This is a genomic window from Stenotrophomonas sp. 62841_Sma, assembly GCF_056482945.1.
In genome coordinates, this window is the sequence record NZ_CM151224.1 from 2,027,811 (window position 1) to 2,043,096 (window position 15,286).

At 67.1% G+C, this 15,286-nt stretch carries 11 protein-coding genes; 9 read left to right on the plus strand and 2 right to left on the minus strand.

The window, feature by feature from the left end; genetic code table 11:
• Positions 1-29: 29 nt before the first annotated feature.
• A complete protein-coding gene (gene ftrA / locus ACZK5G_RS09530; protein ID WP_478466153.1) occupies positions 30-1,031 on the minus strand; it encodes a transcriptional regulator FtrA in 1,002 nt (333 codons plus the stop codon).
• Positions 1,032-1,343: 312 nt separating this feature from the next.
• On the opposite strand from ftrA, the gene ACZK5G_RS09535 reads away from it, so the two are divergent.
• The 9 genes from ACZK5G_RS09535 (at position 1,344) to ACZK5G_RS09575 (ending at position 11,979) form a co-directional block, all read left to right on the plus strand.
• Positions 1,344-3,929 carry a TonB-dependent receptor plug domain-containing protein gene (locus ACZK5G_RS09535; RefSeq protein ID WP_478466154.1) on the plus strand — a complete coding sequence of 862 codons (2,586 nt, stop codon included), beginning with the start codon at positions 1,344-1,346 and terminating at the stop codon, positions 3,927-3,929.
• A gap of 82 nt (positions 3,930-4,011) precedes the next feature.
• Positions 4,012-4,599, plus strand: coding sequence for an FMN reductase (gene msuE, locus ACZK5G_RS09540; protein ID WP_478466155.1), 588 nt, complete (start codon positions 4,012-4,014; stop codon positions 4,597-4,599).
• 142 nt (positions 4,600-4,741) lie between these two features.
• Entirely contained in the window at positions 4,742-5,119 is a 378-nt protein-coding gene (locus tag ACZK5G_RS09545) for a DUF3088 family protein (RefSeq protein WP_219626372.1), read from the plus strand.
• A 14-nt stretch (positions 5,120-5,133) separates the two neighbouring features.
• A complete protein-coding gene (locus ACZK5G_RS09550; protein ID WP_478466157.1) occupies positions 5,134-6,111 on the plus strand; it encodes an MsnO8 family LLM class oxidoreductase in 978 nt (325 codons plus the stop codon).
• Positions 6,112-6,129: 18 nt separating this feature from the next.
• Positions 6,130-7,473 (plus strand): LLM class flavin-dependent oxidoreductase, encoded by a 1,344-nt coding sequence (locus ACZK5G_RS09555; protein WP_478466159.1) that lies wholly within the window; start codon positions 6,130-6,132, stop codon positions 7,471-7,473.
• 4 nt (positions 7,474-7,477) lie between these two features.
• Complete coding sequence (locus tag ACZK5G_RS09560) at positions 7,478-8,698, plus strand: M20 aminoacylase family protein (RefSeq protein WP_478466161.1); 1,221 nt, start codon at positions 7,478-7,480, stop codon at positions 8,696-8,698.
• Positions 8,695-9,246: a GNAT family N-acetyltransferase gene (locus ACZK5G_RS09565; RefSeq protein WP_071228934.1), complete on the plus strand. Its 552-nt coding sequence runs from the start codon at positions 8,695-8,697 to the stop codon at positions 9,244-9,246. Before ACZK5G_RS09560 ends, ACZK5G_RS09565 begins: the two co-directional genes overlap by 4 nt.
• Positions 9,243-10,988 carry an amino acid ABC transporter permease/ATP-binding protein gene (locus tag ACZK5G_RS09570; RefSeq protein WP_478466163.1) on the plus strand — a complete coding sequence of 582 codons (1,746 nt, stop codon included), beginning with the start codon at positions 9,243-9,245 and terminating at the stop codon, positions 10,986-10,988. The genes ACZK5G_RS09565 and ACZK5G_RS09570 overlap by 4 nt, the downstream gene beginning before the upstream one ends.
• Positions 10,989-11,004: 16 nt before the next feature.
• On the plus strand, positions 11,005-11,979 hold the full coding sequence (locus tag ACZK5G_RS09575) for an ABC transporter substrate-binding protein (RefSeq protein ID WP_478466165.1): 975 nt from the start codon (positions 11,005-11,007) through the stop codon (positions 11,977-11,979).
• A gap of 90 nt (positions 11,980-12,069) precedes the next feature.
• On the opposite strand, the gene ACZK5G_RS09580 is transcribed toward ACZK5G_RS09575, so the two are convergent.
• Positions 12,070-15,189, minus strand: coding sequence for a galactose-binding domain-containing protein (locus ACZK5G_RS09580; protein ID WP_478466167.1), 3,120 nt, complete (start codon positions 15,187-15,189; stop codon positions 12,070-12,072).
• Between the last annotated feature and the right edge of the window lie 97 nt (positions 15,190-15,286).

Genomic DNA, 15,286 nt, shown 5'->3' on the forward strand with positions numbered 1-15,286 from the left:
GCCGGGAGCGGGGACAGGGGGGCCGGGGCTCAGCAGCCGACCAGGCGGTCCGCACTGATGCCGTTGCGATGCTGGCTGCGGTACTCGGTGGGGCTGGCATCGACCTGGCCACGGAAGTGCCGACGGAACGACTCCTGTGAACCAAAGCCGGCCTGCTCGGCAATCCACTGCAGTGGCCGGTCGGTGGTTTCCAGCAGCTCACGCGCGAAGGTCACGCGCTCGCGGATCAGCCAATCGATGGGCGACAGGCCGGTGGCTTCCAGGAACTGCCGCTGCAGGGTGCGTTGGCTGAGCGCGGCCTGCTCGGCGAGGCTGCCTAGCGAGTGCGGCTCGCGCAGGTTACGGCGCATCCACTCCATCAGCTTCGCCAACCGCGTGGGCTCGCCGTTGGGGATGGCCCGGCTGACGCGCTGGCTGCGCCCGGCATCACGCCAAGGTGCCAACACCAATCGCTCGGCCACCAGATTAGCCACGCGCGCGCCGTAATCCTTGCGCACCATGTGCAGCATCATGTCCATGCCGGTGGCCGATCCGGCCGAGGTGATGATGCTGCCGGTGTCCACGTACAGCACATCCTCGCGCACATCGATGCGTGGGAACTCGCGTGCCAGCGCTTCGGTGAGGCGCCAGTGAGTGGTGGCCTCGCGGCCATCGAGCAGCCCGGCCCAGGCCAGCACGAACGCACCGGAGCAGATCGACGCGATGCGTGCGCCGCGTGCGTGGGCACGGATCAGTGCATCGAGCAGGGCCTGCGGCGGACGTTCGCTGGGCTCGCGCCAACCGGGGATGACGATGATGTCGGCGTCATCGACGCTCCTTAGATCGTAGGGCATCTGCACCTGGGTGCTGCCGAGCATGCGCAGCGCTCCGGGTTCGCCCGCGCACAGCTGGGTGCGGTACCAGGCCACGCCCAGTTCAGGCCGTATCGGTGCGAACAGGCCGACCGCACAGCCGAACTCGAACAGCCCCTGGCCGTGGCAGGCGACGATGGCGACGAGTGGTGCGGCGGGATCGGCGGAAGGGCTGTGCATGGCCTGATGCTACGGGTGGTGGTGCGTGGCGCAGAGTGGTGCGCGGGCATGAGGTGATGCCGGTGGAGCATGTAGAGCCGCGCCATGCTCGGCTGCTCTTTGTGGCTCAATTGAATGGGCTTCGTCTGGCATTGAGCCAAGCATGGGCTTGGCTCTACAGAGAGCAGCGCACCGGCGCTGCTGCCTAACGTCATTACCAGCGGTCATGTGGGTGGCCGGATGTTACGGCTGGGTGACGCGATCCCGCCTGTCGCGGTGGGTGAACAGGCCCTTGAATGGAAGCGTGTTTCCGGCCCACCCCCACGAGCCCCCATGCCTGCCGCCTACGCCCCAGTCCTGAGCACTCTAGCTGTCCTGATCGCCGCCGTCCTCGCTGCTTCGCCCAGCCATGCGGCGGAAGCAGATGCGGACCCTGCCACCACTGCAGCCACTGCAGCCACTGCCAACGTGGCAGCCTCCACGCTGGATGCGGTGGTGGTCACCGGCTCACGCACCAGCACGCGCACGGTGAAGAACAGCTCCACGCCCATCGATGTGATTTCCGCCGAGGACCTCGCTGCTACCGGGCAGGGCAACCTGCTGGAAGCGCTGCAGCGCAGCCTGCCGTCGCTGAGCCAGATCGGCGGCTACCAGAGCGACCAGGAAAGCCTGATCCGCGGCTACCAGCTGCGCAATCTGTCGCCGGGTTACACCCTGGTGCTGGTCAACGGCAAGCGCCGCAATGCCAGTGCCTATGTGAGCGGTGCCAATGGGGGCGGCTTCCCCGGACATGCGTGGGCGGACCTGGCGTTGATTCCGGTCTCGGCCATCGACCATGTGGAAGTGCTGCGTGATGGTGCCTCCGCCATCTACGGCTCGGACGCGATCACCGGCGTGGTCAACGTGATCCTGAAGTCGCAGGCGCACGGTGGTGATGTGTCGGTGGAGAGCGGGCAGAGCACCGATGGTGATGGTTCGCGAACCAGCGTGCGCGCCAACGTCGGCCTGCCTTGGGGCCAGGATGGCTTCATCAACCTGTCCGGCGAGACCACCCGCCAGCATCATGCGATCCGTACCCGTCGCTACATCGACGGCTACCTGAGCTACCCCGCCGTGGATGGCAGCGGCAATCTGGTGGCGCTGCGGCCGAATAATCGTTTGCCAGCGGGTGCTGCGCCGAACCCGGCCGAGGCCAACCGCGATGCCGAGGCCAACACCATCCTCAGCTCGCCGTCGTATGCGTTGAAGGCCTTCGCGGTGAACGTGGGCCATGGCCTGGGTGAGAGCGCGCAGTTTTATGCCAATGCTACGGCCAGTGACCGCACCGCACAGGCGATCCAGAATTTCCGTCTGCCGGCGACCATCTTCACCACTTACAGGGCTCCCGGCGTGCTGAGCGTGTTTCCTGACGGCTTCCTGCCGGTGCTGGAAACCAAGGAGAAGCAGTACACCGGTACGGCCGGGGTAAAAGGCCAGATCGCGGGCTGGGATTACGACGCCAGCTTGACCGGCAACCGCAGCACGGTACGTACCTATACGCGCAACTCGGTGAACTACTCGCTGCCGTATCCCGGTTCGCCCACTGATTTCTATGACGGCAAGCTGGACTACCAGCAGGGCATCGCCAATCTGGACCTGCGCCGTGGCTTCGAGGTGGCGGCATTCGCTTCGCCGCTGGAAGTGAGCGCAGGCGCCGAATACCAGCATGAACAGTATGAGCGTGGCGCGGGGCAGTGGGAGTCTTACACCGGCTTCGGCGCTGCAGCCTTCGTCGGCTATTCCACCGCCGACGCGGTGAAGGCGACCCGCAACAGCAAGGCGGTGTACGTGGGTGCGGCCACCAATATCACCTCACGCTGGTACCTGGATGCGGCCGCGCGCTGGGAAGACCATTCCGATTTCGGCAGTGTCTCTACCGGCCGCCTGACCACGCGCTTCGACTTCACCGACGCGCTGGGTGTGCGCGCCACGGTCAGCAATGGCTTCCACGCGCCCAGTCTGGGTGCGCAGTTCTACCAGGCCACCGGCAGTTGCCCGTGCGGGACCACGCTGGTGGCGCAGGTGTCTTCGCCCGCGGCGATTGCGTTGGGTGCCACACCGCTGAAGCCGGAAAAGGCCACCAACTACAGCCTGGGCGTGACCTGGGACCCGAGCCCGGCGTTCCATCTGGCGGTGGATGCCTATCAGATCGACATCCGCGGCCAGCTCGGCCAGTCCAGCCAGATCGGCTACAACGCGCAGGATCCGGCGCGCGTCACCGACAACAGCGGCACGGTGCTGAGCGCGGCGCAGAAGAACACCATCGATGCGCTGCTGGGTTCGGCCGGCATCAGCATCCTGCCGGGTGATGCGTTCTACGCCAGCTACTTCACCAACGTGGGTAATACCCGTACACGCGGTGTGGAGATGACCCTGGAGGCGAACCAGGAAACCGAGTGGGGCAAGCTGCGCTGGAGTTACGCGGCCAACGTCGGCCGCACCACCATCCAGAAAGTCAGTGGCATTCCGGCGGCGCTGCAGGGCCTGCCGAACATCAACCTGCTGACCAGATCCAGCGAGTATGCGCTGCGCTTCCGCACGCCCAGCTACACGCAGGTGGCGGGGCTGGGCTGGCAGAACGGGCGCTGGCGCTCGAATCTGGACTTCACCTACTACGGCCCGATCAAGCGCCTGAACAACGGCGTGGAGTACAGGCAGCCGCCGGTGCTGGTGACCAATCTTTCCGGTGGCGTGGAGCTGGGCGCGGGCTGGAGTGCGGCGCTGGGCATCAACAACGTGTTCGACAAGCGCACCCGCAAGGTGCCGGAGTACGCGCGTAGTGCCACCGATGTGGCGAGTATCGAGACCACGTGGGACAGCGGCGATGTGCTGAGCAATGTGGGTGCGTATTGGTTTGGCCGGGTCAGTTACCGGTTCTGAGGTGGGAAGCAGTCGAGCATGGCTCGACTCTACAAAAGCGAAGGGCAGCCGAGCATGGCTCGGCTCTACACGGGAGCGTTTCATGTCTTCTGCATTGAGGGTGGTTGCATTGGTGGGGTCGCCGACCAGCTCGGCGACGTCGCGCACGTTGTTGCTGGCGCGGCATCTGCTGGACTCGCTGCAGCAGCGGGTGCACGCCAGCGTTGAACTGGTGGAGCTGGCGCCGATCGCGCGTTCGCTGGGCCAGTCGCTGTCGCGTGGCGATGCGGAGCCGACGGTGGAACGGGCACTGCAGACCATCGAAGCGGCGGAGCTGCTGGTGGTGGCCGCGCCGGTGTATCGCGGCTCGTATCCCGGGTTGTTCAAGCACCTGGTCGACTTCATCGGGCTGGAGGCGCTGGTGGATGTGCCGGTACTGCTGGCAGCGACCGGCGGCAGCGAGCGCCATGCGCTGGTGATCGACCACCAGCTGCGGCCGTTGTTCAGTTTCCTGCAGGCGCACACGCTGCCGATCGGGGTGTATGCCACGTCCGCCGACTTCGAAGGCGAGCACATCAGCAGCGCGGCCCTGCAGGCGCGCATCGAACTGGCGACCGAGCGTGCGGCCGGGCACTTGGCCACGCAGGCGCAGGCGCTGACGGTAGCGGCGCCGCTGCGACGTATTGCCTGACGCCATAACCGGCGGCGCTTTGCTTATGGCTACGCCGCATCTGCGTGGCCGGATCTGACCGCCGATTGTCGCCAGCCGTCGCTGCTGCGGCTGCTGGCATCTCTAGCATCGATATCGAAGCGGCATCGCATTGCCGGCCCCGATGAGGACGACCCCTGTGACTTTCGACGCAGCTAGCAAACCCATCCTGTTCCTGCTCGACCGTGAATTCGAGGACGGCCAGATTCCCGGCCAGCGCTTTTTCTGCCGGCACAGCCTGTTGCTGGAGGGCGCGCTATCGAGCATCGATGGCCTGGACGCGCAGCTGGACGTGCGCCGCATCGGTTTCGCGCGGCCGCGCCGCGAGGTGATTGCCGAGATCGGCGAGCAGGACCAGTCGCTGCCGAAGCTGGTGTTGCCGCAGGGCGTGCGCAGCGAACTGGCCAGTGGCGCGCACCAGGACCGCCAGTACATCTCCGGTGCAGAGCCGATCCTGGCCGCGTTGAACGGCTTGCTCGGCATTCCCGTGGCCCACCCCTGAGCGAGGACGTGACCATGAGCTATCAGATCAGCGTGCTGGACAAGAGCCCGGTGGCCGAAGGTGCCTCGCCGGAGCAGGCGCTGCGCAACAGCCTGCAGCTGGCGCAGCGCGCCGAGCAGCTAGGCTACCACCGCTACTGGTTTGCCGAGCACCACGCTGCGCCGACGCTGGCCAGCCCTGCACCGGAAGTGCTGGCTGCGTGGGTGCTGGCGCAGACCCGGCGCATCCGCATCGGCAGTGGTGGGGTGATGCTGCGCCACTACGCGCCGTACAAGGTGGCGGAGAACTTCAACCTGCTGTCGGCGCTGGCGCCCGGGCGTGTGGATCTGGGTGTGGGCAAGGCCCCCGGTGGCCTGCCGGCCTCGACCGCGGCGCTGGCGGCCGGGCGTCCGGCGTTCGCCGACTTCGACCAGCAACTGCGCGACCTGGAAGGTTATCTGTCCGGCGCCGACACCGGGGCACAGGCTCGGCCGGTTCCGCAGCAGGCACCGGAGCGCTTCCTGCTCGGGGCCAGCCCGCAGAGCGCGCAGCAGGCGGCCGAGCTCGGCTGGCGCTTCGTCTACGCCGCGCACTTCGATGGTGACCCGAAGCATATCGAGGCCGCGTTCGATGCCTACCGCACCGTTTCTACGCAGCCGCCGCTGCTGGCCACGGTGGCGTTCGCCGCCCCAACTGCCGAAGCCGCAGCGCGTCATATCGGTGCGCTGCGCGTCTACAAGCTGCACCTCGGTCCCGGGCAGACGGTGAACCTGCCCAGCCCCGAAGCAGCTGCCGAGTATGCGCGGCAGGTGGGCGTGGCCGACTTCCGCATCGAGGAAACGCGCCCAAGCGTGTTGTCCGGTGATGCGCAGCACGTGCGTGACGAACTGGACGCACTGCACCGGCGTTTCGGTGTGGGCGAGTTCGTTCTCGATGCGCCGGTGGCCGACCTCGACGCGCGTCTTACATCCCTTGAACTGCTGTCGCCCGCGCCGCGCGCGGTGGTGGCCTGACCTGCAGGAGCGATTCCCATGAGCACGACCCCGCGCCACATTCCGTTTGGCATCATGCTGCAGGGTCCTGGCAGCCACATGCATGCCTGGAAGCATCCCTCCAATCCGGCCGATGCCAGCGTCAACCTGCAGTTCTACATCGACATCGCGCGTACCGCCGAGGACAACGGCATCGCCTTCGGCTTCGTAGCCGACGGCCTGTACATCAACGAGAAGTCGATCCCGCACTTCCTCAATCGCTTCGAGCCGATCTCGCTGCTGTCGGCGCTGGCCACGGCGACGAAGAAGATCGGCCTGGCGGGCACGCTGTCGACCTCCTACAGCGACCCGTTTACCGTGGCCCGGCAGTTCGCTTCGCTGGACCTGCTCAGCGGCGGTCGTGCGGGGTGGAACGTGGTGACGTCGCCGCTGGAGGGTTCGGGGCGCAACTACGGTCGCCCGCACCCGGAGCACGCGCTGCGCTACCAGATCGCCGACGAGTACCTGGACGTAGTGCAAGGGCTGTGGGATTCCTGGGACGACGATGCCTTCGTGCGTGAGCGCGACAGCGGCACGTTCTTCGCGCCGGACAAGTTCCGCCGCCTCGACCACAAGGGCCGCTTTTTCCAGGTGGAAGGGCCGCTCAACATCCAGCGTTCGCCACAGGGGCAGCCGGTGATCTTCCAGGCCGGGTCGTCCGACGATGGCATCGCGCTGGCCGGAAAGTACGCCGATGCGGTGTTCACCCATTCGCCATCGCTGGAGGAGACCCGCGCGTTCACCCAGAAGGTGAAGAACTCGGCGATCGCCCACGGCCGCAGCGGCAATGACGTGAAGATCTTCCCGGGCATCGGCCCCATCGTCGGCCGCACCGCGGAGGAGGCTGAAGCCAAGTACCAGGCGATTGCTGCGCTGGCCACGCTGGAGGATGCACTGGCGTACCTGGGGCGCTTCTTCGACCACCACGATTTCAGCCAGTACGATCCGGACGCGCCGTTCCCCGAGCTGGGTGACATCGGCAGCAATTCGTTCCGTTCCACCACCGACCGCATCAAGCAGGATGCACGTGAGAAGGGCCTGAGCCTGCGCCAGGTGGCGTTGGAAGCGGTGAGCCCGCGACCGAATTTCATCGGTACGCCGGAACATGTGGCCGACGAGCTGATCCGTTGGTTCGACGCCGGTGCCAGCGACGGCTTCATCCTTGGTTTCGCGGCACAGCGCGAAGGGCTGGACGATTTCGTGACCCAGGTGCTGCCGATCCTGCAGGCACGCGGCTACCACCAGCGTGAACTGGAAGGGCAGACCCTGCGCGCGCATCTGGGCCTGCCGTACAAGACCAGCCGTCATTCGATCGACGCCGAGCCGGCGCGGAAGGCAGGGTAAGGCGATGAGCGGAGAAAGCGCGGCAGCACCGGGCCATGCCCAGCGGAATTCCCCAACGACTGGCGTGCTGCCGGAAATCGCGGCACGCGCGGAGGTGGCCATCGCGATCCGCCATGACCTGCACCGGTACCCGGAGCTGGCCTTCGAGGAACACCGCACCAGCGCACGCGTGGCCGAGCTGCTGCAGCAGTGGGGCTATGAGGTCACCACCGGTCTCGGTGGCACCGGCGTGGTCGGCACGCTACAGCGCGGGCAGGGCAGCCGACGCCTCGGCCTGCGTGCCGACATCGATGCACTGCCGATCCATGAGGATTCCGGCCTGGCCTACGCCAGCCAGAACGAAGGGTTGATGCATGCCTGCGGCCACGATGGGCATACCGCCATCCTGCTGTCTGCGGCGCACTACCTGGCCCATCACGGCCGCATCGACGGCACCCTGCAGCTGGTGTTCCAGCCGGCCGAGGAAACCGGTTCGGGGGCCTCGAAGATGATTGCCGACGGCCTGTTCGAACGCTTCCCGGTGGATGCGATCTATGGCCTGCACAACTGGCCGGGTGTGCCGGTGGGGCACTTCGGCTTCGTCGACGGTCCGGCGATGGCATCGGTGGACTGGGCGCGGCTGAAAGTGATCGGCAAGGGCGGTCACGGTGCCGAGCCTCAGGGTAGCGTTGACCCGATCCTGGCGGCAGCGCATATCGTCACGGCGCTGCAAAGCGTTGTCTCGCGCAATGTGGATCCACGGCAGATGGGCGTGGTCACCGTCGGTTCGATCCACGGCGGGCTGGCCGCCAATGTGATCCCGGACGTAGTGGAGCTGAAGCTGACCGTGCGCGCCTACCTGCCCGAGGTACGTGACACCCTGCGGCGCCGTGTTACCGAGGTCGCCGAGCAGACCGCCGCCGCGTTCGGCGCGCGCGCCGAGATCGAGTTCCCGCGTGGCTTCCCGAGCGTGATCAACCACCCGCAGCAGACCGCCTACATCCGCGACGTGGCCGTGCAGGGCTTCGGCAGCGAACACGTGGTGCCCGAATTCGCGCCACGCACGGCCAGCGAGGATTTCGCCTTCCTGCTGCAGGCGCGGCCCGGCAGCTTCGTGTTCGTCGGCAACGGCGACAGCGCACCGCTGCACAGCCCGCGCTATGTATTCAACGACGCCGCCATCGCGCCCGCTGCCAGCCTGTGGGCGCGGCTGGCTGAAGACTATCTGGTGAAGGACGTGGCATGAGCAGCAACGAACGCTTCCTCTACACCTCGGTGGATGATCCACTGGCGCGGCCGCTGTTCGATGGCCTGGAGCAGGAGTACGACAGCCGCTACGCCGACGTGCGTCGACGCATCGGCGGCAGCGCCCGCGAGGAACTGCAGCGCTACCCGGCACAGGCGTTCGCGGCACCGGTTGGTGCGTTCGTGCTGCTGCTGCGCGATGGTGTGGCGATCTCCGGCGGTGCCTTCATGCCGCACCGCGATCCGGACACCGCCGAGTTCAAGCGCATCTGGACGCTGCCGGGCCTGCGCCGCCAGGGCATCGCGCGGCGTGTACTGCAGGAACTGGAGGACCAGGCGGCGCGCCAGGGTTACCGACGGGTGTTCCTGACCACCGGCTTCCGCCAGCCTGAAGCCGTCGGCCTGTACCTCAGCCACGGCTACACCGCGCTGTTCGATCTGGAGGCCGATCCGGAATCCATCGCCCACTTGCCGTTCGAGAAGCACCTGGGCGTATCGGCGCCAGCCGCCGTGCCATCACAGACCGAGCTGCACGGAGCCCACGCATGAGCACGCCTTCGACTGCGCTGGATGGCATTGCCACACGCCCGGCGCCCACCCCGGCGTTGAAGATCGTGCCGGCCCGGCATCCGCTGCAGGTGGTCGGAACCCTCCTCGCGTTGGCGCTGATCCTGATCGGGCTGCAATCGGTGTTGGGCAATCCGCGCTGGGGCTGGGGCACCTTCGCTGAGTGGTTCTTCGCACGCCCGGTGCTGGAAGGCCTGGGTCGCACACTGCTGCTGACCGCACTGGGTACCGGACTGGGATTCGCGCTGGGTACCTTGCTGGCGTTGGCCCGCGTGTCCGGCTCGCCACTGCTGTCGGCGGTGTCGTGGGGCTATGTGTGGCTGTTCCGTTCGATCCCGCTGCTGGTCCTGTTGCTGCTGCTGAACAACCTGGGCTACCTGTACAGCACCATCGAACTGGGGGTTCCCTTCACCGGTATCAGCCTGTTCTCGTACCCGACCACGCAGCTGATCGGTGTGTTCACCGCCGCAGTGCTGGGTCTCACCTTGAACCAGGCCGCGTTCTCGGCCGAGGTGATCCGTGGCGGCATTCTGTCGGTCGACCATGGCCAGTACGAGGCTGCGGCCGCGCTCGGCCTGCCGCGTGGTCGCCAGGTGCGCCGCATCATCCTGCCGCAGGCGATGCGTTCGATCCTGCCGGCCGCGTTCAACGATGTGATCGGCCTGGCCAAGAGCACCTCGGTGGTCTACGTGCTGGCGCTGCCGGAGCTGTTCTACACCGTGCAGGTGATCTACCGGCGCAACCTGGAAGTGGTGCCGCTGCTGATGGTGGCCACGGTCTGGTACCTGGTGATCCTGACCGTGTTGTCGCTGCTGCAGCGGCGCGTGGAGCAGCGCTTTGCGCGCGGCCAACTGCAGCGCGAGCGTTCGGTATCGCGTGTCTCGTCACCGACGCGCGCCACAGGTGAGGCTGCACCGCGCGTGGTCAATCGCCCGCGCATTGCCGCGCAGGTTGAGGCGGGCGAGGGGGCATCGGTGTCGCTGCATGGCGTAGGCAAGGTGTTCGGCGACCAGCCGGTGCTGGAAGACGTGAACCTGGACCTGCGCGCTGGCAGCGTGACGGTGCTGATCGGCCCGTCCGGCGCTGGCAAGTCCACGTTACTGCGGCTGATCAACCACCTGGAACGTGCCGACAGCGGTTACGTGACCGTCGGCGGGCAGCTGATCGGCTACCGCCGCGATGGCGACACCCTGTTCGAACTGCCAGAACGCGAGATCCGCCGCCGTCGTGCGGAGGTGGGCATGGTGTTCCAGGGCTTCAATCTGTTCCCGCACCTGACCGCGCTGGAGAACATCATCGAGGCACCGATCGCAGTGCGTGGTGTGTCGCGCGCGCAGGCCGAGCAGCAGGCGCGCACCCTGCTGGAGCGGGTCGGCCTGGCCGACAAGGCCGATGCCTTCCCGCGCCAGCTGTCCGGCGGCCAGCAGCAGCGCATCGCGATTGCTCGTGCGCTGGCCCTGCAACCGAAGGTGCTGCTGTTCGACGAACCGACCTCGGCACTGGACCCGGAGCTGGTGGCCGAAGTGCTCAGCGTGATCGAGGAGCTGGCAAGCTCCGGCACCACGCTGGTGATTGTCACCCACGAACTGAGCTTCGCCCGCCGCGTGGCTGACCACGTGGTGATGATGGACCAGGGCCGGGTGATCGAGCAGGGCACGCCCGAGGCGCTGTTCGAGCGCCCGCGCCAGCAACGCACCGCCGATTTCCTGGCCAAGACCCTGTAACCCCGGAAGGAAGACCATGAGCCCTGCAGCACCGCGTCGCCCCTCACGCAGCACCCTGTTGATCGTGGGCGTGCTGGTCATCGGCATCGCCGGCATCGTCTATTCGCGCGTGCGTCAGGCACCGGATGCCGGCACCGTGGCCGCAACCAGCCTGGCGGGTGCGAACACCGCAATCCTGAAGGGCACGCTCGATCCGAAGGCGCAGGCGTTGATCCCGGCCGACTATCGCTTTGTCACGCCCGGTACGTTCACCGTGGCCACCCATCCGGGGCAGCTGCCGCTGGCCGACTACGGCGCCGACAGCAAGGACGTGGTCGGCATCGAGCCGGACATCGCACGGCTGATCGCCGATGGGCTGGGCCTGAAGCTGGTGATCGTGCCGGTGGCGTGGGCCGACTGGCCGTTGGGGTTGGAATCAGGCAAGTACGATGCGGTGCTGTCCAATGTGACGGTGACCGAGGAGCGCAAGAAGAAGTTCGACTTCTCCAGCTACCGCTACGATCTGCTGGGAATTTACACGCGCACTGATGGGCCGATCCAGAAGATCGAAAAGCCGGCCGACGTGGCCGGGCTGAAGGTGGTGGTCGGCGCCAGCACCAACCAGGACCAGATCCTGCGGCAGTGGGACCAGCAGAACATCGCCGCTGGCTTGAAGCCGGTGGAGTACCAGTACTTCGATGACGCCGTGGTTGGGCGGCTGGCAGTGATCACCGGGCGCGCCGATGTGTCGTTCGAACCGAATGCCACCGGCGCTTACTCGGCACGCGACGGCAAGGTGCGGCGTGTGGGCCTGTTCCCCGGTGGCTGGCCGAACGCCGCGGCGATTTCGGTGACCACGCGCAAGGGCAGCGGCCTGGCTGATGCGGTGACGCAGGCGCTGAACACCCAGATCGGCAGCGGCACCTATGCGCAGGCGCTGAAGCGATGGAATGTGACCGAGGAAGCTGTGCTGCAGTCGAAGACCAACCCGCCGGGGTTGCCGACGCTCTGACGCCGGGCATGGCCCGGCGCGCCCCTGTAGAGTCGAGCTTGCTCGACTGGCGCATGGTGATCGGCGAAATGCAGTCGAGCAAGCTCGACTCTACCAACGCGCCTCCAGCGTCTTGAACGGCTTCGCCACGCTCACGCCTTCCGCATCGAACGCGGTAACCTCGCGTCCATCCACACGCACCGTCTTCGGCATCGTCCGCGCCGGCCACCAGACCTTCACCGCCGTCCCGCTGCGCAGCCCTTTGCCAAGCGTGACCGTCAGCGTGCCGTCGCGCTGCCGCGCCTGCATCTGCAACGTGCCATACGCGGTCGGCAGGCGCTCCACCGCCAATCCATCGCCCGCCACCCACGAAGGCGGTGTGCCCGGCAGCAATGACAACGCGTCATCGTCCTCGCGCATCAACATGCCGAACAGCGTGCGGCCGTACTCGGCGCCGATCCAGGTGTGCGGCATGTCGCCCAGATAGCGCGGGAAGCGCAGCCGCGAATGCACGACCTCGGCCAGCACCTGCCACTCAAGCGGGCGCCGATCATGCAGCAGCCCCTGCAGCAGTTCGTCGGCGGCCTCGGGCTGGCCTAGATGCACGTAGCTCAATACATTGCGGATCTCGTACGGGGTGTAGGCATACAGCGCCCCGGGCTGGCTGCGCTTGCGAACGTCCTCCAGATAGCGGGCGAAGGTGGTCCGCAATGCATCTGCCGGCAGCACGCTCTGCGCACCGGTGGGGTCCAATGCAATCGAAACGCCGGTGGGATCACCATCGCCCAGATCCGCCGAGGACGGAATGAAGTCGATGCCCTTCCACGCCATCGTCGCCCGGATCGAGGCATGCAGTGCGTCGTACAGCAGCTTGTACTGTTCGCGCGCCCAACGGGCGGTTTCATGGTCGCCAAGTGCCTCTGCCAGCCACGCGCCGTCGTGCCAGCCCTTCAGTCCCCAGTAGTCATCCCAATAGCTGTGGGTGGGCGAAGGGTAGCCCTCGTGGCTGATCGACGGCGCAAGAATGCCCGCGAAGCGCTCCGGCGCTGGCTGGTCAGCCATGTAACCCGCTACCAGCGTGCGCTCGCGCAGCTGCTGCAGGAAGCGCAGCGCCGCCTTCACTTTCGGCAGGTACGCGCGCACCGACTCCGCACCGCCATCGAGGCGGGCGACATCGGCGACCAGTGCCACATACTGGCCCTGGCTGTCGTACTCGATGTCCGAACCAAAGCCGGTGTTGACGCTGCCATCGTCGTTGAGGATCGGCGAGACCAGTCCGCTGCCGTGCACGCCGTGCTGGCTGTACCACGCCAGGTAGTCGCGCGCGACCTTGGCTTCGCCCATGCGCAGCAGCACCGCCGAGGTGGCCATGCCATCGCGGATGAAGGAGCGGTTGTAGTTGCGCGGGCCGGGCTGCATGGCCGGGCCGGTCTGGTTGATCAGCATGTAGGCAGCCTGCGCGCGCAGCATGTCGACCAGCGAGGGATCGGGCAGGCGCAGGCCGACCTGGCCCAGCCGCGCCTGCCAATCTGCGGACGCCTGCGTGGCCAGCGTCTCGAACGCCGCATTGGCATCACGGGGCAGCGTGGACAGGTCAAGCGCAGGCGCCTCGGGCAGCACGCCATTGGCATCGGCAGCGGCGGTACCGAGTGGGAACGCCACGACCACCGCATCGCTGGCACCGGGCGCGAGGCGGATCCGGTAGCTCAATGCGGCTGCGGCCAGTCCTTGCTCGTCACGTGCCTGCTGCGAGGAAGGCAGTTCGCCGGCAGCGATGTCCGCGGTGATCTCCGTTGTGCCGTCCTTTCCGAACGGCGCAACGCCGGACGCAGCCACCGGCGTGAGCGAGCGCAGCAGCGTGCGGCCGTTCACGCGCACCGTGTTGGCTTCGACGGCGACCTCGCGGATCGGCGACAGCCCACCGTTCTGCCATGGCGGGTTCATCTGCATCGGTCGTACCGCCAGGGTCAGCGTGCCGTCGATCGCGGTGCTGCCGGTGTTGTGCAGTCGATGGCGGAGGAAGGTCACCGGCTGGCCATCGCGCTCGATGGCGAACACCTCACTGCGCAGCTCCAGCCCAGGCTGCGGCGACCAGGTGGCCGAAGGCATAGGCTTCCAGCCATCGCGCAGGGCGTGCTGTACGGGCTGACCGGCGGCACCTGCAGCACGCCCGTCGGCGCTTCGCCAGATCGGCTGCACCAGCGGCGCACCCTTGAACGCTTCCAGGTTGCCGTATTCGTCGAAGATGGATTTCTGCCGACCCGCGTGCACACCCACGGCGGTCCAGTAGGTCTGCTGCATCTGCAGCGACGCCGGGAACAACGCACGCTGCGCGCCGCTGGCCGCGATCTGGTAGCGCTTCATCGGCGTCATCACCGCTTTCGGGCCAAGCAGGCGCAGGCGCGCGATCTGCGGGGCAGCGCCGTCCACGGTGAGGCGGAATGCACGTAGAGGGTGTGCCGTGTCAGCAGCCAGCCAACTCTGCCGATGGCTGGCCGCCTGTGCATCGTGTGCGAGGTCCTGCCATCGGCCCTGTGCGTCCTGCGCCTGCAAGCGGGCGGCGCCGCGCCCGCCATCGGCCCAGTCGACCGCGAGACCGGCCGTGGGCTGGGCGCGAGGCAGCATGATCTCGAGCGTATGGGATCCACCTTTTCCGGCTGGAACCGCGACGGTGCCACCGCCTTGCCAGAGCGCCGCCGCCTGCGTTGCATCGACACCGCTGATGCGTGCGCTGAGCGTGCTGTCCAGCGGCTCCATCTCGAAAATCGACACGCCCCAGTCGGACGTGCGCTGCGGGCTGGCCAACCGCAGGTAGCGCGCCTGGCGTGGCGCGAAGTACAGCGTTTCCACGTCGCCCAGCGAATCGGCCATGGTGTAGGCGGTCTGCCACTGCGTGCCGTCCAGCGAGGTCTGCAGCGAATAGCCTTCCGGGTTGGAGACATCCCAGGTGAGGCGTGCGCCGGCCAGCATTGTTGGCGCGCCGAGGTCGATCTGGAACCAGTGGCCCGGACTGAAGGCACCGCCGGTCACCGTCTTGGGGTCGCCGTCGATCAGATGGCTGATCGCCATCGCCGGAACCTGCTGCGAGGAGGCGCTGGCCTGCCATTGGCTGCGTGGTGGCAATGTCTGTGCCTGCGCGGAGGATGCCAGGACGGCGAGCATCAGAGTGGCGGCAGGTCGCCATGGGGCAGGTGGGCGGGAGACCTTGGAGCGTTCGGCGCGCAACGTCATTACGGACAGCCTCGCAGGTTCGACCGGAATCGGGCGAGCGCTACGCTAGCAAGGGATGTAATCGGTTACATGACGCACTGCAGCGCCGCCGGGCGCT